The sequence below is a fragment of the Minwuia sp. IMCC3060 genome (assembly GCF_029909435.1).
Taxonomy (GTDB): domain Bacteria; phylum Pseudomonadota; class Alphaproteobacteria; order Minwuiales; family Minwuiaceae; genus Minwuia.
The window spans coordinates 161632-182129 of the sequence record NZ_CP123782.1; the positions used below are offsets into that span (position 1 = coordinate 161632).

Here is a 20498-nt window from a genome sequence, read left to right on the forward strand (position 1 = left end):
ATAGCTCAACGAATCGGCGGAGCGTAGTGCAGGCCACCATCACGCCAGAGACCGTTCAGCCCCCGTGGAATGCCCAGCCCGCCTTCGCCAAGGTGGCGTTCGTAGATCTCACCGTAGTTGCCGAGGTCCCGGATCATGCGATAGGCCCAGTCATTGCTGAGCCCCATGCCCAGTCCGATCTGGCTGTCGGACCCCAGCAGCCGCCGAATTTCGGGCGTACCGTTCTCGCGCATCTGCTCGACATTGGCGCTCGTGATGCCCAGTTCCTCGGCGGCGACCAGGGCGCGGCTGACCCAGCGCACGATGTGGAACCATTCATCGTCGCCACGCTGGATCACCGAAGACAGCGGTTCCTTGGAGACGATGTCGGGGAACAGGACAAAGTTGTCCGAATCATTTGCCCTGGTCTGCTTCAGGGACGCCAGCGGGGAGAGGTCATAGGTGATGATGTCACAGCGCCGCGAGAAGAAGGCATCGTAGAGCGCTTCGGACGAATTGAACTCGATGGCCCTGATCCGGCCATTCAGGCCGGCCGTCAGCTCCGACAGGTTCTTCACTGTCGTGGTGCCGCCGGGCACGCAGACCGTGCCGCTCTTGACCTCGGCCAGCGAGGTTGCACCCAGGGACCGGTGCGCGAGAAATCCCTGTCCGTCATACAGCAGCACATCGGCGAAGGTGATACCCAGCGCCGTGTCGCGCCCGATCGTCCACGTGGTATTGGCCATCAGGACATCGAACGCCCCATTGGCCAGTGCCTGAAACCGTACGATGTCATCGACCTCAACCGGTTCGAATGCCTCCGGGTCGTCCAGAACAGCGGAAGCCAGTGCGCGGCAGAAATCGACGAAGAAGCCTTCCCACTTGCCTGAAACGCCAACCTCGGAGAGGCCGACGCCGCTGGCCGTGACGCCACACCGAACCACACCATCCACCTGGATGCGTTCAAGCACGGGGCCGGCATCGGAGGGTCTGTGCGGCAGGACGGCAAGGCACAGGCCGATCACCAGGGCGAAGACCACGCTGTTCTGGCAGTGGAGGCGGCGTATCATGAACTTCTCCCGGGCGGCGGCATTCGGGGCGGGATCGCATCATTCCCCACGGTTGGTTAAAATATGATTGCCCGAACAGGCATTGAATGGAAATGCCTGACCGGTTTCAGCCCCGGGGCCGATTGCACTACATTGACGCCGCACCAGGCCGGATTGGCCTGCGTCATGGAGATTTCGAATGACCGAGAAGCATTTGCCGGGAATACGCGCCTGCGTCTTCGATGCCTATGGCACGCTGTTCGACGTGAATGCAGCCGCCAGGCATTGCGCCGACAGTCTGGGCGACAAGTGGCAGCCGCTGGCGGAGACCTGGCGTGCCAAGCAGCTGCAGTACACCTGGCTGCGCGGCCTGATGGGGCATCATGCAACCTTCTGGCAGGTGACCCTGGATGCGCTGGACTACGCGATGGCATCGCTGTCGATCCGGGATGATGCGCTGCGCGATGAGCTGGCCGATCTCTACCTCAGGCTGGATGCCTATCCGGAGGTGCCGCAGATGCTGCGCGACCTGAAGGCCGCCGGGATTCGCACGGCCATCCTCTCGAACGGGTCCCCGGACATGCTGGATGCGGCAGTCAGCAACGCGGGGATCGGTGATCTGCTGGATGCGGTGCTGACGGTGGAGGCGGTGGGTGTGTTCAAGCCCCATCCGTCGGTCTATGGATTGCCGGAGGAAACCTTCGGGCTGAAGCGGTCGGAGATGAGTTTCCAGTCATCGAATGCATGGGATGCCCATGCCGCAAAGGCCTTCGGGTTCAACGTCGTCTGGGTCAATCGCTTCGGACAGGCGGAGGAACGGATACCGTCCCGGCCGGACATGCAGATCAGCGATCTGTCCGGTCTCGCGCGCATCGTAGGAGCTGTCTGAGTGTCGGATTTCAGCACGCATCACTTCTCGGCCCAGGACGGGACCCGCATTCACTACCGGCGATATGGTGACCGCGCGCTCGACGGGACACCCGTGCTGTGCCTTGCGGGACTGACGCGGAATTCCAAGGACTTCAACAAGCTGGCAACGCGGCTGGGGCAGGACCGGCTGGTGCTCTGTCCCGACTATCGCGGGCGGGGGCAGTCCGCCCATGCCGACTACCGCACCTATGCGCCCGGCAGCTACATCAGTGATGTCATGCACCTGCTGGCGGTGGAGGACATTCACCGGGTCATCGTCATCGGAACCTCGCTCGGCGGACTGCTGGCGATGGCGCTGACCGTGGCCATTCCGGCGGCGCTGGCCGGACTGGTGATCAATGATGTCGGACCGGACATATCGGCCGACGGACAGACACGGATCCTCGACTACGTGGGTGTCGATCAGCGCCACGCCACGCTGGCGAAGGCGGCGGAAGCCATGCGCCAGACCTATGGGGCCGCGTTTCCCGACTGGTCGGAGGAGGACTGGCTGACCAATGCGGAGGGGACCTATACCCATGACCCGGTCGCGAACAACTGGAAGCTGGACTATGACCTGAAGCTGCGCGATGCCCTGGCCGAGCAGGCGAAGTCGGGTGCCCTGCCGGACCTTTGGGCGCTGTTCCGGGGTCTGGCCCATCTGCCGGCACTTCTGGTTCACGGGGCGCTCTCGGATGTGCTGAAGGCCGAGACCGTCGCCCGCATGCAGCGCGAGAAACCTGATCTGGAACTGGTCACGCTGGAAAACCGCGGTCATGCCCCCTCCATGACCGAACCTGCCTGCCTGCCTCGAATTCTCGCGTTTCTGGAGCGCTGCGATGACACTGGCCACCACTGAACCCGTTACCGAATTTGCGCTGTCCGACATACAGGCCGCGGCGGCACGCATCGATGGCATCGTCCGCCGCACGCCCCTGCTGGAATCCGCCCGGCTGAACGACAGGATCGGTGGTCGGCTGCTGGTGAAGGCGGAATGCCTGCAGCACACCGGGTCGTTCAAGTTCCGCGGTGCCTACAACCGGCTGGCCGCCATGGATCCGGAGGTGCGCGCCCGCGGGATTCTCGCCTATTCATCCGGCAATCACGCCCAGGGTGTCGCCCGCGCGGCGCAGATGTTCGGCGTCCCGGCGACCATCATCATGCCGCGCGATGCCCCGGCCATGAAGCAGCGCAACACGGCTGAATATGGTGCCGCAATCGTGCTCTATGACCGGCATGGCGAAAGCCGGGAGGCCATCGGCAGACAGATCGCGGCGGAGCAGGGGCTGACGCTGGTGAAGCCTTATGACGATCCGCTGATCATGGCCGGGCAGGGCACGTCGGGCCTGGAATGCGCACAGCAGTGTGCGGAACTGGACGCCGTGCCGGATCTGGCGCTGGCGCCGACAGGCGGGGGTGGCCTGATGGCCGGTTTCTCCACAGCCATGAAGGCGGCCTTTCCCGATCTGGCGCTGTTCGCAGTGGAGCCGGAGGGATATGACGATACGGCGCGTTCCCTGCAATCCGGAACCCGGGTCGCCAACACGGCCACGCCGGCCAGCATCTGTGACGCGATCATGACGCCACAGCCGGGAGAACTGACGTTTCCTGTCAATCAGCGGACACTCTCCGGTGGTCTCACGGTCAGCGACGGGGAAGTCCGGCAGGCAATGGCAGACGCCTTCGCCGAACTGAAGGTCGTCATCGAGCCCGGGGGCTGCGTCGCTCTGGCGGCGGTCCTGTCGGGCAAGCTGCCGGTCGCGGGCCGGACAGTCGTGGTGGTGGCGTCGGGCGGCAACGTCGATCCGGCCCTTTTTGCCGATACCCTCGCGCCGGCATCCTGAGAGAGCTATGCTGCCCCGAAATCCGGGGGAGATTGTCATGCCTGTACCCACGTCCGTGCTGCAACTGATCGGCAACACGCCGATGGTCGAACTTACCAATCTGGATACCGGGCCCTGTCGGCTGTTCGCCAAGCTGGAGAGCCAGAATCCCGGTGGCTCGATCAAGGATCGCATCGGCCTGTCGATGATCGAGGCCGCCGAACGGGACGGGCGGCTGAAGCCGGGCGGCACCCTGATCGAGGCGACGGCGGGCAATACCGGCCTGGGCCTGGCGCTTGTCGCGGCACTGAAGGGCTATCGCCTGATCCTGGTCATCCCCGACAAGATGAGCCTGGACAAGATCCAGCACCTGAAGGCGCTGGGGGTCGAGGTGCGGCTGACCCGTTCCGACGTCGGCAAGGGCCATCCGGAGTACTACCAGGACATTGCGGAGCGGCTGCAGCGGGAGATTCCGGGGGCATTCTGGGTCGATCAGTTCTCCAATCCCGCCAACCCGGAGGCGCATGAGACCGGGACCGGGCCGGAGATCCTGGCGCAGATGGACGGCGACGTGGATGCGGTGTTCTGTGGCGTGGGCTCCGGCGGCACGATCACCGGTATCGGCCGCTTCATGCGGGCAAACTCGCCGAAAACGGAGATGGTGGTTGCCGACCCTGAGGGCTCTGTCGTGGCGGAGGCGGCGAATACCGGCAATGTCCCCAATGAGGTCGGGTCCTGGCTGGTGGAGGGGATCGGGGAGGACTTCATCCCCCCCAACTGTGATCTGAGCGTCATCAGCCGCGGTATCACGGTCTCGGACACGGAGGCGTTCGAAGCGATCCAGCTGCTGCTGTCGAAGGAAGGGATCCTGGGCGGTTCCTCCACCGGCACACTGCTCGCCGCGGCCCTGCGCTACTGCCGGGAGCAGACGGAACCGAAACGGGTCGTGACCCTGGTCTGCGACACCGGCAACAAGTACCTCAGCAAGGCCTACAACAGGGCCTGGCTGGTCGATCAGGGGCTGGTGAAACGGGAGAAGCACGGCGATCTGCGCGACCTGATCATTCGCCGTGCTGACGAGGGCGATGTGGTCAGTGTCTCCCCGGACGACACCCTGCTGACGACCTATTCACGCCTGCGCATGTTCGACATCTCGCAGCTGCCGGTGCTCTCCGACGGGGCCATTGTCGGCATCATCGACGAGAGTGACCTGTTGCTGGCCGTGCACGGTCACGAGGAGAACTTCCAGAGTCCGGTCTCCGAATTCATGGTCACCCGGCTGGAAACCATCTCGCCCGATGCCCCGCTGGAGCAGCTGATGCCGATCCTGCGGGCCGACAAGGTGGCGATTGTGGCCAGCGACAGCACGTTCTTCGGGCTGATCACCAAGGTCGACATGATCAACAACATGCGCCGCCACATGGCGGAGGCGGTCGAGGGCTGACCCGCCGGCCCCTCAGGCGGAGCGTCTGGAGCGGTTGCGCAGGCCGAGGATCGTATTGCCCAGCAGGGCGCTGAGGATCAGCGCGCCGCCGATCAGGCCCCACTGGTTGGGGGTCTCGGCCAGTATCAGCCAGACCCAGATCGGGCCGACCACCGTCTCCAGCAGCAGGAACAGGCCCACCTCCGGCGCGGAGATGTAGCGGGGGCCGACAGTCAGGCCGAGATAGGCCAGCGGAATGAAGAACAGACCGCTGACCAGCACCGCCATCCACTCGGTCTCACCGGCGGGCACGTCGAACCAGAAACAGCCGACCAGCCCCATGATGAAGGCCCCGAGCGCCGTGCCGGGGATCATGCTGACCGACTTGGCCTTGCGGATGATGACGAAGGACAGGGACACGAAGGCGGCACAGCCGAGGGCCAGCAGTTCCCCCAGACCGGCGTCGCGGCTGATCTCGTCCGCGCCGACAAGGGCGACACCGGCCAGGGCGACGATGGAGGCGATCCATGTGCGTGGCGGTGTCGGTTCCCGCAACAGCAGGGTGGAGAAGATGGAGGAGAACAGCGGGGCCGTGGCCACGATGACGAGGACGTTGGCGGCAACGGTCATGGTGTTCGCGGCAACGAAGCAGCCGGTACTGATCGCGTAGCAGCAGGCGACGCCGATGCCGGGCCAGCCGATGGCGCGCCAGTTGGCGATGAACTGACCGCGCCAGATGAAGACGAACGGCAGCGTCATCATCAGTGCCACCAGCATTCCGCGCCAGAAGAACAGCGAAGGCGCGGCCATGCCGGACATCTTGATCAGCAGCGCATCCGGCGTAATCGCCAGAACACCGCCCGCTGTTATCAGCAGGCCCTTGACGTGATCATCCATGGTTCACCGACCCGAGGCGCAGTCGATACACAGCGGGGTCGCGGGGTCAACGGCCAGGCGCTTCGCCGCGATCTCCTCCCCGCAGTCGACGCAATATCCGAAATCCCCGCTCGCGATGCGGGCAAGTGCGGCATCGATGCGGGCGACCTGCTGGGTCCGCTGGTTTTCCGAGGCCTTTGCCATCTCCTGCTGCTGCAGCGCGTCCATGCGCGAAAGCCGGCCCACGCGCGACTGGTCGAGTTCGACAGCATCGCGGGAACTGGCCGACAGGGCACTCAGCCCTGTCAGGCTGTCCCGCCGTTGCAGCAATGCCGCCCTCAGTACCTCGATATTATCCGGCACGCCACGCTCCTGATCTCGGATCGCCAGCATATATCAGGCTGTGCCGTCGCCCGTCACATTAATCCCGCATTAAGCCTCCCCGCCTATCGTCAGGTGTCATTGGGAGCGAAGTAATGACCGCACAGATAGACGTTTCGGAAGTCCAGCGACTCATCGGTGCCCTGTCCGCCGACAACAAGACCACGGTGGCGGCGCAGGTTGGTCGCCTGATGAAAAGTTCCGGGCTTTCGCCCCGGGAACTGCGGGTGGCACTGGAACTGGTCGATCAGCTTGTCGCGGACTCCGTCGTGGCGGTGCGCCAGTCCCTGGCTGAACATATTGCCGAATCACCCATGCTGCCCCGACCGATGATCGAACGGCTGATCGCGGACGTTGATGCGGTGGCCCTGCCCATCGTGCGGCTGTCGTCACTGCTGGACGATGCCGTGCTGCTGGAGCAACTGGAGCGCGGCGAAGACTATCAGGTGGCCGTCGCCGGTCGGGAGTCGGTCAGCGCGGTGGTCTCGGAGCGTATCGTCTCCGTCGGGACGGAGCAGGCGGTCGGGACCCTTGTCCGCAACACGGGCGCGGACCTGCAGGCAGGTGCCCTGGACCGGGCCATCGACCGGTTTCAGGAATCCACCCATGTCATGGGCGCGGTTGCCGCCCGTCCCGGATTGCCGCTGAAGACCGCGGAGCGGCTGGTCTCCCTGGTGGTCAGCGAGCAGTGCATCCGCACCGTCTCCGACATGATGATGGATGCGCTGGTGAAACGCAGCGACCTGCCGCCGATCCTGGCAGAGGACATCTTCGTGCACGGCATGGAGCGCTCCGTCGCGTCGGTCATCAGGAATTCCGACGACATTGCCGAAGTGCAGGAACTCGCGGCCCGCATGAAGGCGCAGGGCCGCCTGTCCACCAGCCTGATGCTGCGCGTGCTGGCAGGGGGCGACCACCAGTTCTTCATTGCCGGCATGACGGCTCTCAGCGGCTGGCCGGAACAGCGGGTGAAGGGGGCCATGGATGGGGCCGGTCTGGATGGTTTCCGCCGCCTCTACGAGGCATCAGGTCTGGATTCACTGATGTTCCACGCCTTCCGGGTTTCCCGTGACGAGATTGCCGCGGCGCGGAAACGGCGGGAAGGCATGGACGAACCGACCTTCATTCATCGGATCATTTCCCGCATCAGCGATGAATACAGCAACATCAGCCCGACAGGTCTGGAAGAGGTCCTGGCGCGACTGCGGCGACGCGCCGACGGGTCCGGCGGCGCCTCGCGCGCCCGCGCCTGACCGTCCCGTTCCCGCCGCCACATCCCCTTGCGGGTCGTCCGGCTGACTGCTCAGACAGACGTCCGGGGCTTTTCAGCCGAAGTCACAGACGGTTGTGCCGAGCCGCGTCGCAGCGCCCTCAGACCCACTTCACCCCGATGATCTCGTAGGATTTCTCGCCGCGCGGTGTCTGCACGTCGACGGAGTCACCTTCCGACTTGCCGATCAGGGCGCGCGCGATGGGGCTGGTGATGGAGATCAGGCCGCTGTCGATATCCGCTTCATCGACGCCGACGATCTGATACTCGCTCTCCTCGTCCGTATCCACGTCGGCCAGGCCGACCGTGGCACCGAAGCGGACCGTATCGCCGGACATCTTGGTGGTGTCGATCACCTCCGCCCGGCTGAGCGCGCTCTCGAGTTCCATGATGCGGGACTCGATGAAGCCCTGCTTCTCCTTCGCGGCATGATATTCCGCGTTTTCGGACAGATCGCCGTGCGCACGCGCCTCGGCAATGGCCTGGATCACGGCCGGGCGTTCCACCGACTTCAGATTCTTCAGTTCCGCTTCAAGGCGCTGCTGGCCTTTCAGCGTCATTGGGACACGTTCCACGCCGATACCTTCTCTGGACCCGGGAGATACACAGGCGCCGGTCGCTGTCATGCAGCAACCGGCGCATTCGAAGGTTCAATAGTAGGACTGCAAGGGCGCGACTTCAAGACGACCGGTCTTCAGCGCCTTCAATGCCTGAACAGCGGCACGGGCACCGGCGGCTGTCGTGTAATAGGGCACGCGTTCCTGCAGCGCCGTCCGGCGCAGCGAGAAGGAGTCGCGGATCGCCTGCTCACCGTCGGTGGTGTTGATGACCATCTGCACCTGATGGTTCTTGATCGCATCAACGATGTGGGGGCGGCCCTCCAGCACCTTGTTGATCGGCTTGCAGGCGGCGCCGTGGTCGGTCAGGAACCGCGCGGTTCCGTGGGTACCGACCAGGGAGAAACCCATGCCGACCAGATCCCGGCCCAGTTCCGCGAACATCGCCTTGTCGCTGTCACGGACGGAAACGAAGATCGTGCCGCTTTCCGGCAGGCGTGTGCCACTGCCGAGCTGTGACTTCAGGAACGCCATCTCGAAGTCCTGGGCCAGGCCCATGACCTCACCGGTGGAGCGCATCTCCGGCCCCAGGATGACATCGACGCCGGGGAAGCGGGCAAACGGGAAGACCGCTTCCTTGATGGCGATGTAGTCGAAGTCCAGCGCGTCCTTCGGCAGCTCGAAATCGGCGAGCTTCTCGCCCGCCATCAGCCGTGCGGCGATCTTGGCGATGGGCTTGCCGATGGTCTTGGCGACGAAGGGAACCGTGCGGGAGGCGCGCGGATTGACCTCCAGGATGTAGACGACCCCGTCCTGAACCGCGAACTGGACGTTCATCAGGCCGACGACATTGAGCTCGCGCGCCAGAATATCGGACTGGCGGCGGATCTCCGCGATCGTCGCATCGCTGAGTGAGTAGGGCGGCAGGGAACAGGCCGAATCGCCGGAATGCACGCCCGCTTCCTCGATATGTTCCATGATGCCGGCGACGAAGGTCTCCGTCCCGTCGCACAGCACATCGACATCCACCTCGGAGGCATTGCCCAGGTAGGAATCGACCAGCACCGGGCTGGTGCCGGAGACCCGCACGGCCTCCCGCACGTAGCGCTCCAGACCGGGCATGTCGTGCACGATCTCCATGGCGCGGCCACCCAGCACATAGGACGGACGCAGCAGCACGGGGAAGCCCAGCCTCTCCGCCACGGCCTTCGCCTCCTCATTGCTGCGGGCGATGCCGTTGGGCGGCTGGCGCAGGTCGAGGCGCTGCAGCAGGTCCTGGAAGCGGTCGCGGTCCTCCGCCAGGTCGATGGCATCGACGGAGGTGCCGAGGATGGTGACTCCGGCATCCAGCAGCCCCTGCGCCAGGCGCAGCGGGGTCTGGCCGCCGAACTGCACGATGACACCGACGACTTCGCCGGACTGTTCTTCCGTCCGCACGATCTCCAGCACCGTCTCGATGGTCAGCGGCTCGAAATACAGCCGGTCGGAGGTGTCGTAATCCGTCGAGACCGTCTCCGGATTGCAGTTGATCATGATGGTTTCGTAACCGGCTTCCTTCAGCGCGAAGCAGGCATGGACACAGCAGTAGTCGAACTCGATGCCCTGGCCGATGCGGTTCGGACCACCCCCCAGGATGATCACCTTGCGCCGGTCCGTCGGCTTGGACTCGCATTCTCCGCCGACCAGTTCACCGCTGGGGGAGGGGAAGCCCTCATAGGTCGAATACATGTAGGGCGTGGCCGATTCGAACTCGGCGGCGCAGGTGTCGATGCGCTTGTAGACCGGCGTCACACCGGCCATGCGGCGGGCCGCTGCCACACGCGACTCGGAAGTCCGGGCCAGTTTCGCGATGCGGGCATCGCCGAAACCCATCTTCTTCAGTTGCAGCCAGCCCCAGGGCGTGGTCGGCAGGCCCTGTTCGCGCACCCGCTCCTCGGCTGTCACGATCTCGTCCAGCCGGTCGACGAACCACGGGTCATAGCGGGTAATGCGGACGATGCGTTCCTTCTCGATGCCGAAACGCAGCGCCTCCGCCGTCATCAGCAGGCGGTCCGGGGTCGGGCGGCCCAGCGCGGCGATCAGCGCATCCTCGTCGTCGCCCTCGACCAGCTGGTCGTCCAGGCCGTCGAGACCGGTCTCCATCGACCGGAGTGCCTTCTGCAGGCTCTCGTGGAAGTTCCGGCCCACCGCCATCGCCTCGCCCACCGATTTCATGGAGGTGGTCAGGTACGGCTCGGCACCGGGAAACTTCTCGAACGTGAAGCGCGGGATCTTGGTGACCACATAGTCGATGGTCGGCTCGAAGCTCGCCGGGGTCACGCGGGTGATGTCATTGTCCAGCTCGTCCAGCGTGTAGCCGACCGCCAGCTTCGCCGCGACCTTGGCGATGGGGAAGCCCGTCGCCTTCGACGCCAGTGCCGACGACCGCGAGACGCGGGGGTTCATCTCGATCACCACCAGCCGTCCGTCGTCGGGGTTGACCGCGAACTGCACGTTCGACCCGCCGGTATCCACGCCGATCTCCCGCAACACCGCAATCGAGGCGTCGCGCATGATCTGGTATTCCTTGTCGGTCAGGGTCAGCGCGGGCGCGATGGTAATGGAGTCGCCGGTGTGGATGCCCATCGGGTCCACATTCTCGATGGAGCAGATGATGATGCAGTTGTCCGCATGATCGCGGACCACCTCCATCTCGAATTCCTTCCAGCCCAGCACCGATTCCTCGACCAGCACCTGCGTGGTGGGGGAGGCGTCCAGGCCGCTGGCCACGATCTGCTCGAACTCGTCGCGGTTGTAGGCGATGCCGCCGCCGGTGCCGCCCATGGTGAAGGACGGGCGGATGACGGCGGGCAGGCCGATCTCCGCCATCACGTCACGCGCTTCGGCCAGGGTCTCGACCACGGCGCTCTTCGGCATGGCGAGGCCGATGCGGGTCATGGCGGCGCGGAACAGGTCCCGGTCCTCCGCCATGGAGATGGCTTCCTGCCTGGCGCCGATCAGCTCGACACCCAGTCGATCCAGCGTGCCGTCGTCGGCCAGCGCCAGCGCCGTGTTCAGCGCCGTCTGCCCGCCCATGGTGGGCAGCAGGGCGTCGGGGCGCTCCTTCTCGATGATCTTGGCGACCACTTCAGGTGTCACCGGCTCCACATAGGTGGCGTCGGCGAATTCCGGGTCCGTCATGATGGTGGCGGGGTTGGAGTTCACCAGGATGATCCGGTAGCCCTCCTCCCGCAGTGCCTTGCAGGCCTGGGTACCGGAATAGTCGAATTCGCAGGCCTGGCCGATGACGATCGGCCCCGCCCCGATGATCATGATGGATCGTATGTCGGTGCGTTTAGGCATTGGCGTCGATCAGGTCCGTGAAACGTTTGAACAGATAGTGAGCGTCCCGTGGTCCCGGGCTGGCTTCCGGGTGGTACTGGACGGAGAAGACGGGGCGACCCTCCATGCGGATCCCCTCCAGCACGCCGTCGAACAGCGATGTGTGGGTCTCCACGACGCCCTTCGGCAGGCTGTCGCGCATGGTGACGAAGCCGTGGTTCTGGCTGGTGATCTCCACCTTGCCCGTGGTCAGGTCCTTGACCGGCTGGTTGGCGCCGCGATGGCCGCGGTTCATCTTCGCGGTACGGCAGCCCAGTGCGATGGACAGCATCTGGTGGCCCAGGCAGATGCCGAAGATCGGCTTGCCGCTGTCGACCAGCTCGCGGATGACCGGCACCGCATAGACACCGGTCGCTGCCGGATCGCCCGGCCCGTTGGACAGGAAGATGCCGTCCGGATCGTGGCTCAGCACTTCCGCCGCCGTGGCGTTCGCGGGCACCACGATCACCTCGCAGCCGGCACTGACCAGACAGCGCAGGATGTTGCGCTTGCAGCCATAGTCGATGGCGACGACCCGACGCTTCGGCTTGCCTGCCTTCGCGTGGCCTTCGCCCAGGGTCCAGGTGCCCTCGGTCCAGTGATGGGTGGTCTCGCAGGTGACGTCCTTCGCCAGGTCCATCCCCTCCAGCCCCGGCCAGGCCTTCGCCTCCGCCACCAGGGCGGCGGTGTCGAACTGCCCGTCGGTGGCATGGGCCAGCACGCCGGAGGGCGCGCCGCCGTCACGGATGCGGCGGGTCAGGGCGCGGGTGTCGATCCCGGCAATGCCGATCAGGTTGCGCGCCTTCAGCCAGGCATCCAGGTGCCGGGTGGCGCGCCAGTTCGACGGCTCCGTGATGTCCATGCGGATGATCAGACCCCGCGCGGCTGTCGTCGAGGTCTCGATATCCTCGTCATTGGTGCCGACGTTGCCGATGTGGGGGAAGGTGAAGTTGATGATCTGACCGGCATAGGACGGATCGGTCAGGATCTCCTGGTAACCGGTGATGGAGGTGTTGAAACAGACCTCCCCCACCGTGGTTCCCAGCGCACCGATACCGGCTCCATAGAGCACGGTGCCATCGGCGAGCGCGAGCGCGCCCGTGGCCAATGGGCCGTCGCCCGGGGTGGGCGTCGGCGCGGCTGTCGTCATCTGTTCGGTCATTGGTCGTGGACCTGGAGTCTAGGGGGCAGCTTCAAGGGCGGGCACCTGGCGGTGACGCCAGCGCAAAGTTGCCGGACGATAGTGATTTCAATGGGTTGGGTCAAGTCGCAGCCCGAAGTGAATAATGTAGCAATATCAATATGTTGGAGAAAATTGAGAAATTGCTGATTGCGGCATTTTGGTCTAGAGTCCGCCTCCTGTTGATAGGAGCTTGCCGATGTTGCGACAGCAACTGAACGAAGATCTGAAGTCCGCGATGCGTGACAAGGACACCCGACGCATGGGAACCCTGCGCCTGATCCTCGCCGCGGTGAAGGAGCAGGAGATCGTCGACCGCGCGGAAGGCGGAGACAATGAGATCACCGATGAGCAGATCCGGCTGATCATGGCCAAGATGGTGAAACAGCGGCGAGATTCGATCCGCATGTACGAAGAAGGCGCGCGGATGGACCTGGCGGAACAGGAGCAGGCCGAGATTGCGGTGATCGAAGGCTACCTGCCGAAACAGCTCTCTGCGGACGAGGTGGCGGAGGTCGCCGCGAAGGTGAAACAGGAACTCGGTGCCACCGGCCTGAAGGACATGGGACGCTGCATGGGCGTGCTGAAGGATCGCTACGCCGGTCGTGTCGACATGGGCCGTGCCAGCCAGACCATGAAACAGTTGCTGACCTGAGGGTCGTCCGGCGGCTGCGTCGCGCCAGTGGCATGGTTCGCCCGATTGCCGCCCCCCGCCGGATGTGCTGTAACTGATTCTCCGGTTTCTCGGGGGAGGAAGACGAATGAGCGATCCAAGCAGCATGTTCTCCGGCACGAAGGAGGTCGATGAGCGCTTTCGTTTCGATGAAGGCGCGCTCGCGGCATACCTGAAGGAAAACATCGACGGTTTCAGTGGCGACCTGCAGGTGCGCCAGTTCAAGGGCGGACAGTCGAATCCGACCTATGCCCTGCGCGCGGGTGGGCGCGAATTCGTGCTGCGCCGCAAGCCGCCGGGAAAGCTGCTGCCCTCCGCACACGCGGTGGATCGTGAATACAAGGTCCTGACCGCCCTTGGCGCCCACACGGACGTACCGGTCGCGAAGACCTGGTGCCTGTGCGAGGACGAGGACGTCATCGGCACGATCTTCTACGTCATGGATCTGGTCGAGGGCCGGGTGATCTGGGACCAGAGCCTGGAGCATCTGGAGCGCAGCGAACGCGCCCCCTACTACGATGCCATGAACGACGTCATCGCCCGGCTGCATTCGGTCGACTACAAGGCGGTGGGGCTGGAGGACTTCGGTCGGCCCGGCAACTACGTGCTGCGCCAGGTCAGCCGCTGGTCGAAGCAGTACAAGCTGTCGGAGACAGACACGATTCCGGAAATGGACCGGCTGATGGAATGGCTGCCGGAGAATGTGCCGGACTCCGATTCCACCACGGTGGTGCATGGCGACTATCGCCTCGACAACCTGATGTTCCACCCGACGGAGCCGCGCATCGTTGCGGTGCTGGACTGGGAAATCTCGACCCTTGGTGACCCGCTGGCCGACTTTGCCTACCACGTGATGAGCTGGCGCCTGCCGCCGGGGCTGTTCCGGGGTATCGGCGGTCTGGACCTGGAGGCGCTGGGCATCCCGACGGAGCAGGCCTACGTGGAGGCCTACTGCAAGCGCACGGGCCGCGACGGCATCGGCAACTGGGACTATTACCTCGCCTACAACATGTTCCGTATCGCCGCGATCCTGCAGGGCATCGCGGGTCGGGTGCGCGACGGGACCGCAGCCTCCGACCATGCGAAGGAACAGGTTGCCCGCATCCGCCCGCTGGCCGAATTCGCCTGGGCGCAGGCGGAGAAGGTGATCAAGGCGGGCTAGGTCGCGCACCTGATCATTGCCAACGGGGACGGAGGCGTTATCGTCCCGAGGCATGAACAGACATACTGACAGTGCCATTGGCATTCTTGAGCGGCTGGTCGGGTTCGACACGACCAGCCGCGATTCGAACATGCCGCTGATCGACTGGGTCGCGGCCTATCTGGAAGAACACGGCGTTGCCTCCATCAAGGTGATGGACGCGGATGGCGGCAAGGCCAATCTGGTCGCCACCATCGGCGAGCAGGTCGATGGCGGAATCGTGCTTTCGGGCCATACCGATGTCGTGCCCGTGGACGGTCAGGACTGGCAGACGGCCCCCTTCACCCTGACGCGCAAGGGCGACCAGCTCTTCGGGCGCGGTTCTTCGGACATGAAGGGCTTCATCGCCTGCGCGCTGGCTGCCGTGCCGGATCTGGTGGCGGCGAAGCTGACGCGGCCCGTGCATCTGGCCTTTTCCTACGACGAGGAAGTCGGCTGCTTCGGTGTTCACGGCATCGTCGACCTGTTCGAGGCGGAGGGCTTCAAGCCCGCGATCTGCCTTGTCGGTGAGCCGACGATGATGCGTGTCGTCAATGCCCACAAGGGCGCGGCGACCTTCATCACGCGACTGAAGGGCAAGGAGGTGCATTCCTCCCTGACCCACATGGGCGTCAACACGGTGATCTATGGTGCGGAGCTTGTCGGTTTCATCGCGAAGCTGGCGGAGGAGCGCAAGCAGCAGGTCGATCCGAACTTCGATCCGCCCTACACCACCGTCCATGTCGGGATGATGCATGGCGGCACGGCGGTCAACATCGTGCCCCAGGACTGCGAGATCGTCTGGGAGTTCCGCGCGGTCGAAGGCGACGACGGGTCGGATATCAAGCAGCGCGTGCAGGAATTCATCGACACGGACCTGCTGCCCCGGATGCGGGCGGTCGCACCGGGAGCCGATATCGTGACGGAGCCGATCGCGGAGGTCGTGGGCCTGTTCCCGGAGAAGGATGGCCCTGCCGAGACGCTGATCAAGCTGCTGGCCCAGCGCAATGATACCGAGACCGTGTCCTATGGCACGGAAGGCGGCGTGTTCCAGGTTGCGGGCATTTCGACCGTGGTCTGCGGACCCGGCGACATCGCCGTGGCGCACCAGCCCAACGAGTTCGTGGATGTGGATCAGATCAGCCAGTGCATGGACCTGATGGACCGTCTGCGGACCCATATCTCGGCCTGACCGGCACAGCCCTGGGGGAGGCACGGATGATGGTGGATTTCAGTTCGGTTCTGGAGCGGTTCTGCGCGGCGGTGGAGAGCAATGACGGCCCCGGGCTTGCGGCCCTGTTCGCCGAGGACGGCGTCTACAACGACTATCTCTACGGACCCTTCCAGGGGCGCGAGGCCATCGGGCAGATGCTGAACAACCACTTCTGGGGGGATGCGGAGGCGTTTCGCTGGCAGATGATCGATCCCGTCTGTGACGGACGTGTCGGCTATGCCCGCTATCTCTTCAGCTTCACCTCCGTCATGCCGGCCTATCCGGGGCGGCGCGTGGTGCTGGAGGGCACGTCGATCTTCCATTTCGACGCCGATGGCATGATCGCGAGTTATCGGGAGACCGCGCATGGTGCCGCCGCCATGTCCCAGCTCGGGGTGGAGCCGGAACGGATGGCGAAACGGTCCCGGCGCTGGGCCGACGAACTGCTTGCCCGCGACGAGGCCGCACCGCACCGCCATACCTGAACGACAGCCGTACCCTGAGCGACAGCCTGGCAGGCTTGTCCGGCCTGCATGCTCTCGCGCCGACGGACGCCATATTGTGTCATCGAATCGACATGCACACCCGATATGGGTTTCTGCGTGGTTGCTCTTTGTCGGCTACCCGGTAACACTTTCGGTGTCTGGTCGTGTTGATTCAGGCGGATCGAGCGTTCGAGGGGGATGGATGTGCCATGTACCTGAGACCTGAAAAGTTCCCGGCGCTGGTGCTCAACGCCGACTTCAGGCCGCTGTCCTATTTTCCGCTATCGGTCTGGCCCTGGCAGGAGGCCGTGAAGGCGTCATTCCTGGATCGGGTCAATATCATCCAGCTCTACGACCGCACGGTTTCCAGCCCGTCGCTGACCATGCAGCTGCCCAGCGTCATCGCGCTGAAGGAATATGTGCGCCCGGCTGCCTATCCGGCATTCACCCGGTTCAATGTCTTCCTGCGTGACCGGTTCCGCTGCCAGTACTGCAATGCCACCGAGGATCTGACCTTCGATCATGTGATCCCGCGCCGTGCCGGTGGCCGGACGACGTGGGAGAATGTCGTGGCTGCCTGTGCGCCGTGCAACATCGCCAAGGGGGGACGGATGCCGGATCGCGCGAACATGCACCCGCACCGCCCGCCCGTGCGTCCGACCATGCAGGACCTGAACCGCATCGGTCGTGCCTTCCCGCCGAACTACCTGCATGACGGCTGGCGTGACTATCTCTACTGGGATTCCGAACTGGAACCCTGACACTTGTGGTTTCCCGCCCGATCCCGGATACAGGGCGGACCATGAAGTCAGAGACACTGGTCATCATCAACCGACAGGGCGGCGGTGCCGGGCGCGATGTCACCCGCGCCCTGGCTGTATTGCGTGAAGCGGGCCTGAAGCCGCAGCTCGCGCGTCCAGACAGACCCGAACAGATCTCGGAAGTGATCCGGGAGCGTGGCCCGGACTGCGCGCGGATCATCGTCGGCGGCGGCGATGGCACCATGCTGCATTCGGCCCAGGCCCTGCTGGATGCGGGGCGTCCCGTCGGTCTGCTGCCGATGGGGACCGCCAATGATCTGGCCCGGACGCTTGGCATTCCCGCGGACCTGGCCGACGCGGCGGGCGTGATCGTGCGCGGGCGCACGAAACGCATCGATCTGGGTCTCGTGAACGGCCGACCCTATTTCAACGTGGCCAGCATGGGGTTCAGCGCCAACGTTGCCCGCCACCACACGGGGGAACGGAAACGGCGGCTGAAGCTGTTGAGCTACCCCGTGAGCTGGCTGGATGCGCAACGCGACACGAAACCGTTCCGCGTGCGCCTGACAGACAGGGACGGCAAGACGAAGTCGACCCGGACAACCCTGTTCGCCATCGGCAATGGCGTTTTCTACGGCGGCGGGATGCGGATCGTCGAGGATGCGGCCATCGATGACGGCAATCTGGATGTCTTCTACGTGCGGCCCCTCGGCCCGCTGGGCATGCTGAAGGTCCTGCCGCTGCTGCGGTTCGGCGCGATCCGCCACAAGCGCGATATCCGGACCCATCGGCTGCACTGGCTGAAGGTGGAGGCGGAGCCGGAACAGCAGCTCAACGTGGACGGCGAACTGGTCGAGACCACACCGGCTGTCTTCGATATCATGCCGCGCGCGCTGGAGTTTCACGTCCCGGACCCCACATGGTCGATGGGAACTGCAGGAAATGCTGCAAGGGAAGCCGGATGGACCTGATACGCAATGATGCCCAAGTGGCGCTGAACGAGATCGTGGCCGCAAGCCGTCGGCTGGCCGCGCGGCTGCGCCATGCATCGGAAATCATCGACAGTGATGTCTTCTCCGACCCGGCGGATGAAGTGGACCGGCTGGCGGAGGAACTCGCCGAGCGCCAGCGGGCGGAGGACGAGGACGAGATTCCCTCGGCACCGTCGGACGAGGCCCTGCTGGTCGATGCTGCGGCGATGCGTGTCAGGCTGGCAATCGTGGACAACCTCGCCGACGTGCGGGACGAATGGTACAGGGACCTCTCCCTGGTGCTGGACCAGCACGCAGGCAACCTGCCGGATGATGCCCGGCCCCTGGCGGACGCGATGCGGAAGGTGATCGGGAAATGAACCAGTTGAAGCCGCTTCATGTCATTGGTGGCGGTCTTGCGGGATCGGAGGCCGCCTGGCAGGCGGCACGGGCCGGAGTGCCTGTCGTGCTGCACGAGATGCGGCCGGAGCGGATGACAGACGCCCATCAGACCGAGGGTCTGGCGGAACTCGTCTGTTCCAACTCCTTCCGCTCCGACGATGCCGAACAGAATGCCGTCGGCCTGCTGCATGCCGAGATGCGGCGGGCGCAATCCGTGATCATGGCCGCCGCCGACCGCAATCAGGTTCCGGCCGGGGGCGCGCTGGCCGTGGACCGGCATGCCTTCTCCGACGCCGTGGGCGCCCTGATCGCGGCGGAGCCGCTGATCACGGTCTCGCGGGCCGAAGTCGCCGGACTGCCGCCTGCCGACTGGGACAGTGTCATCGTGGCCACCGGCCCCCTGACGTCGCCCGCCCTGACCCAGGCCGTGCTCGACCTGACGGGGGAGGACCAGCTGGCGTTCTTCGACGCCATCGCGCCGATCATCGACCGGGAGTCGATCGATTTCGACGTGGCCTGGTTCCAGTCCCGCTATGACAAGGTCGGCCCCGGCGGCGATGGCGCGGACTACATCAATTGCCCGATGGACGAGGCGCAGTATCTCGCGTTCCTGGATGCGCTGATCAATGGGGAGAAGACCGAGTTCAGGGAGTGGGAGAAGAACACGCCCTATTTCGAGGGCTGCCTGCCGATCGAGGTGATGGCATCGCGCGGTGTCGATACCCTGCGCTATGGCCCGATGAAACCGGTGGGGCTGACGGATCCGCGCACGGGCAGCAGCCCCCATGCGGTCGTGCAGCTGCGCCAGGACAACAAGCTGGCGACCCTCTACAACATGGTCGGGTTCCAGACGAAGCTGAAGTATGGCGTGCAGACCGAGGTCTTTCGCATGATCCCGGGGCTGGAGAACGCCACCTTTGCCCGTCTTGGCGGCCTGCACCGCAACACGTTCCTGAACAGTCCGCGTCTGCTGGATGAGCAGTTGCGTCTGAAGGCCCAGCCGCGGCTGCGGTTCGCAGGACAGATCACCGGGGTCGAGGGCTATGTGGAAAGCGCGGCCATCGGTCTGCTCGCCGGTCGGCTGGCTGCGGCGGAGCGGCTGGGACAGGATCTCGCGGCCCCTCCCGTGGAGACCGCGCTGGGTGCCCTGCATGCGCATATCACCGGCGGCGCGGACGCGAAGACCTTTCAGCCGATGAACGTGAATTTCGGCCTGTTTCCGCCCCTGGAAGAGCGGTTCAGGGGACGGGACAAGCACCGCCTGAAGCGCAAGGCGCTGAGTGACCGGGCGCTGGGTGCCTTTTCGGCCTGGCTGGGCGAGGTGTCCGAAGCCGCCTGATCGGGAGGGGGAGAGGGCTGGCCCGGATCTATGACTGGAACCGCATGCCTCAGCCCTGTGGCAACACCGCTTCGATCGCGCTGCGCAGTTCGCTTGATTCCGGTGCGGTGCTGCTGGGCCAGTTGCCCGCGATCTGTCCGTCCGGGGTGATCAGGTACTTGTAGAAGTTCCAGCGCGGCGCGGCGCTGCGCCCGCGGGTGTCGGCGATCCAGCGGTACAGGGGATGCGCGTCGCGGCCGCGGACGGTCTGGCGCTCGGTCATCGGGAAGTCGATGGCGAAATTCACGGCGCAGAAGCGCTTGATCGCAGCCTCCGAGTCCAGTTCCTGATTGAAGTCGTCGGAGGGTACGCCGAGAACCACGAGCCCGCGGTCACGGTAGGAGTCCCAGAGCGCCTGCAGCCCGTCGTACTGATGGGTGTAACCGCACCGCGACGCTGTATTGACCAGCAGGATCGCCTTGCCCCGGTAGTGGCTGAGCGGCATCGGGGTCCCGTCAATCGAGGTGAAGCTGAAGTCATGGGCGCTGGTCTCGGCGGCGTGCAGCGCGCTGCCACCGGCCAGAGTGGCGGCAAGACCCAGTCCGAGGCCGAGAAGCTGACGGCGCGAAGACAGTATTCCGTTAACCATGACGTAACCCCATCCCGGTATCACTGTGCACGAGTCTAT

General features: G+C 64.9%; 20 protein-coding genes. 13 read left to right on the forward strand and 7 right to left on the reverse strand.

All coding sequences use genetic code 11. From position 1 onward, the window contains the following. Positions 1-5: 5 nt before the first annotated feature. Positions 6-1049 carry an amino acid ABC transporter substrate-binding protein gene (locus QGV54_RS00730; RefSeq protein ID WP_281018797.1) on the reverse strand — a complete coding sequence of 348 codons (1044 nt, stop codon included), beginning with the start codon at positions 1047-1049 and terminating at the stop codon, positions 6-8. 178 nt (positions 1050-1227) lie between these two features. Between QGV54_RS00730 and QGV54_RS00735 the strand changes: the two genes are divergently transcribed. The 4 genes from QGV54_RS00735 to QGV54_RS00750 are packed head-to-tail and all read left to right on the forward strand — an operon-like array spanning position 1228 to position 5204. Then, a complete protein-coding gene (locus tag QGV54_RS00735; RefSeq protein WP_281018796.1) occupies positions 1228-1917 on the forward strand; it encodes a haloacid dehalogenase type II in 690 nt (229 codons plus the stop codon). After that, entirely contained in the window at positions 1918-2796 is an 879-nt protein-coding gene (locus QGV54_RS00740; protein WP_281018795.1) for an alpha/beta hydrolase, read from the forward strand. It abuts the gene before it with no gap. Then, complete coding sequence (locus QGV54_RS00745) at positions 2777-3781, forward strand: threonine/serine dehydratase (protein WP_281018794.1); 1005 nt, start codon at positions 2777-2779, stop codon at positions 3779-3781. Before QGV54_RS00740 ends, QGV54_RS00745 begins: the two co-directional genes overlap by 20 nt. A 37-nt stretch (positions 3782-3818) precedes the next feature. Further along, positions 3819-5204 carry a cystathionine beta-synthase gene (locus QGV54_RS00750; RefSeq protein WP_281018793.1) on the forward strand — a complete coding sequence of 462 codons (1386 nt, stop codon included), beginning with the start codon at positions 3819-3821 and terminating at the stop codon, positions 5202-5204. A 12-nt stretch (positions 5205-5216) separates the two neighbouring features. On the opposite strand, the gene QGV54_RS00755 is transcribed toward QGV54_RS00750, so the two are convergent. Together QGV54_RS00755 and QGV54_RS00760 are read right to left on the reverse strand one after the other, a co-directional pair. Continuing rightward, the gene (locus QGV54_RS00755) at positions 5217-6080 is read right to left on the reverse strand and encodes a DMT family transporter (RefSeq protein WP_281018792.1); all 864 of its coding nucleotides are present in this window, start codon (positions 6078-6080) and stop codon (positions 5217-5219) included. A gap of 3 nt (positions 6081-6083) precedes the next feature. Continuing rightward, on the reverse strand, positions 6084-6452 hold the full coding sequence (locus tag QGV54_RS00760; RefSeq protein WP_281018791.1) for a TraR/DksA family transcriptional regulator: 369 nt from the start codon (positions 6450-6452) through the stop codon (positions 6084-6086). A gap of 83 nt (positions 6453-6535) precedes the next feature. Between QGV54_RS00760 and QGV54_RS00765 the strand changes: the two genes are divergently transcribed. Then, positions 6536-7693 carry a DUF2336 domain-containing protein gene (locus tag QGV54_RS00765; protein WP_281018790.1) on the forward strand — a complete coding sequence of 386 codons (1158 nt, stop codon included), beginning with the start codon at positions 6536-6538 and terminating at the stop codon, positions 7691-7693. Positions 7694-7811: 118 nt separating this feature from the next. On the opposite strand, the gene greA is transcribed toward QGV54_RS00765, so the two are convergent. From greA to carA, 3 genes are all read right to left on the reverse strand, one after another. After that, positions 7812-8285: a transcription elongation factor GreA gene (greA, locus tag QGV54_RS00770; RefSeq protein ID WP_281018789.1), complete on the reverse strand. Its 474-nt coding sequence runs from the start codon at positions 8283-8285 to the stop codon at positions 7812-7814. 75 nt (positions 8286-8360) lie between these two features. Further along, positions 8361-11609 (reverse strand): carbamoyl-phosphate synthase large subunit, encoded by a 3249-nt coding sequence (carB, locus tag QGV54_RS00775; protein ID WP_281018788.1) that lies wholly within the window; start codon positions 11607-11609, stop codon positions 8361-8363. Beyond that, positions 11602-12789 carry a glutamine-hydrolyzing carbamoyl-phosphate synthase small subunit gene (gene carA, locus QGV54_RS00780; protein WP_281018787.1) on the reverse strand — a complete coding sequence of 396 codons (1188 nt, stop codon included), beginning with the start codon at positions 12787-12789 and terminating at the stop codon, positions 11602-11604. Before carA ends, carB begins: the two co-directional genes overlap by 8 nt. A 217-nt stretch (positions 12790-13006) precedes the next feature. On the opposite strand from carA, the gene QGV54_RS00785 reads away from it, so the two are divergent. From QGV54_RS00785 to trmFO, 8 genes are all read left to right on the forward strand, one after another. Further along, a complete protein-coding gene (locus tag QGV54_RS00785; RefSeq protein WP_281018786.1) occupies positions 13007-13462 on the forward strand; it encodes a GatB/YqeY domain-containing protein in 456 nt (151 codons plus the stop codon). A gap of 106 nt (positions 13463-13568) precedes the next feature. After that, positions 13569-14642, forward strand: a complete 1074-nt coding sequence (locus QGV54_RS00790) for a phosphotransferase family protein (RefSeq protein WP_281018785.1) — start codon at positions 13569-13571, stop codon at positions 14640-14642. Between the two features lie 52 nt (positions 14643-14694). Further along, on the forward strand, positions 14695-15852 hold the full coding sequence (argE, locus tag QGV54_RS00795) for an acetylornithine deacetylase (protein WP_281018784.1): 1158 nt from the start codon (positions 14695-14697) through the stop codon (positions 15850-15852). A gap of 26 nt (positions 15853-15878) precedes the next feature. Continuing rightward, complete coding sequence (locus QGV54_RS00800) at positions 15879-16358, forward strand: nuclear transport factor 2 family protein (protein ID WP_281018783.1); 480 nt, start codon at positions 15879-15881, stop codon at positions 16356-16358. A gap of 209 nt (positions 16359-16567) precedes the next feature. Beyond that, positions 16568-17119: an HNH endonuclease gene (locus QGV54_RS00805; protein ID WP_281018782.1), complete on the forward strand. Its 552-nt coding sequence runs from the start codon at positions 16568-16570 to the stop codon at positions 17117-17119. 41 nt (positions 17120-17160) lie between these two features. Beyond that, positions 17161-18090: a lipid kinase gene (locus tag QGV54_RS00810; RefSeq protein WP_281018781.1), complete on the forward strand. Its 930-nt coding sequence runs from the start codon at positions 17161-17163 to the stop codon at positions 18088-18090. Then, complete coding sequence (locus tag QGV54_RS00815) at positions 18081-18470, forward strand: hypothetical protein (protein WP_281018780.1); 390 nt, start codon at positions 18081-18083, stop codon at positions 18468-18470. Before QGV54_RS00810 ends, QGV54_RS00815 begins: the two co-directional genes overlap by 10 nt. Beyond that, positions 18467-19831 (forward strand): methylenetetrahydrofolate--tRNA-(uracil(54)-C(5))-methyltransferase (FADH(2)-oxidizing) TrmFO, encoded by a 1365-nt coding sequence (gene trmFO / locus QGV54_RS00820; RefSeq protein ID WP_281018779.1) that lies wholly within the window; start codon positions 18467-18469, stop codon positions 19829-19831. The genes QGV54_RS00815 and trmFO overlap by 4 nt, the downstream gene beginning before the upstream one ends. Before the next feature lie 49 nt (positions 19832-19880). On the opposite strand, the gene QGV54_RS00825 is transcribed toward trmFO, so the two are convergent. Continuing rightward, positions 19881-20459 (reverse strand): glutathione peroxidase, encoded by a 579-nt coding sequence (locus QGV54_RS00825; protein ID WP_281018778.1) that lies wholly within the window; start codon positions 20457-20459, stop codon positions 19881-19883. Between the last annotated feature and the right edge of the window lie 39 nt (positions 20460-20498).

What these genes read in the sequence shown, in the direction of transcription:
- QGV54_RS00810 (WP_281018781.1), top strand. Translation starts at nt 17,161, where the DNA reads ATGAAGTCAGAGACACTGGTCATCATCAACCGACAGGGCGGCGGTGCC.
- QGV54_RS00750 (WP_281018793.1), top strand. Translation starts at nt 3,819, where the DNA reads ATGCCTGTACCCACGTCCGTGCTGCAACTGATCGGCAACACGCCGATG.
- QGV54_RS00730 (WP_281018797.1), bottom strand. Translation starts at nt 1,049, where the DNA reads ATGATACGCCGCCTCCACTGCCAGAACAGCGTGGTCTTCGCCCTGGTG.
- QGV54_RS00805 (WP_281018782.1), top strand. Translation starts at nt 16,568, where the DNA reads ATGTACCTGAGACCTGAAAAGTTCCCGGCGCTGGTGCTCAACGCCGAC.
- QGV54_RS00760 (WP_281018791.1), bottom strand. Translation starts at nt 6,452, where the DNA reads ATGCTGGCGATCCGAGATCAGGAGCGTGGCGTGCCGGATAATATCGAG.
- argE (WP_281018784.1), top strand. Translation starts at nt 14,695, where the DNA reads ATGAACAGACATACTGACAGTGCCATTGGCATTCTTGAGCGGCTGGTC.
- QGV54_RS00745 (WP_281018794.1), top strand. Translation starts at nt 2,777, where the DNA reads ATGACACTGGCCACCACTGAACCCGTTACCGAATTTGCGCTGTCCGAC.
- QGV54_RS00765 (WP_281018790.1), top strand. Translation starts at nt 6,536, where the DNA reads ATGACCGCACAGATAGACGTTTCGGAAGTCCAGCGACTCATCGGTGCC.
- QGV54_RS00825 (WP_281018778.1), bottom strand. Translation starts at nt 20,459, where the DNA reads ATGGTTAACGGAATACTGTCTTCGCGCCGTCAGCTTCTCGGCCTCGGA.
- QGV54_RS00735 (WP_281018796.1), top strand. Translation starts at nt 1,228, where the DNA reads ATGACCGAGAAGCATTTGCCGGGAATACGCGCCTGCGTCTTCGATGCC.
- trmFO (WP_281018779.1), top strand. Translation starts at nt 18,467, where the DNA reads ATGAACCAGTTGAAGCCGCTTCATGTCATTGGTGGCGGTCTTGCGGGA.
- carA (WP_281018787.1), bottom strand. Translation starts at nt 12,789, where the DNA reads ATGACCGAACAGATGACGACAGCCGCGCCGACGCCCACCCCGGGCGAC.
- QGV54_RS00800 (WP_281018783.1), top strand. Translation starts at nt 15,879, where the DNA reads ATGATGGTGGATTTCAGTTCGGTTCTGGAGCGGTTCTGCGCGGCGGTG.
- QGV54_RS00790 (WP_281018785.1), top strand. Translation starts at nt 13,569, where the DNA reads ATGAGCGATCCAAGCAGCATGTTCTCCGGCACGAAGGAGGTCGATGAG.
- QGV54_RS00755 (WP_281018792.1), bottom strand. Translation starts at nt 6,080, where the DNA reads ATGGATGATCACGTCAAGGGCCTGCTGATAACAGCGGGCGGTGTTCTG.
- carB (WP_281018788.1), bottom strand. Translation starts at nt 11,609, where the DNA reads ATGCCTAAACGCACCGACATACGATCCATCATGATCATCGGGGCGGGG.
- QGV54_RS00815 (WP_281018780.1), top strand. Translation starts at nt 18,081, where the DNA reads ATGGACCTGATACGCAATGATGCCCAAGTGGCGCTGAACGAGATCGTG.
- QGV54_RS00785 (WP_281018786.1), top strand. Translation starts at nt 13,007, where the DNA reads ATGTTGCGACAGCAACTGAACGAAGATCTGAAGTCCGCGATGCGTGAC.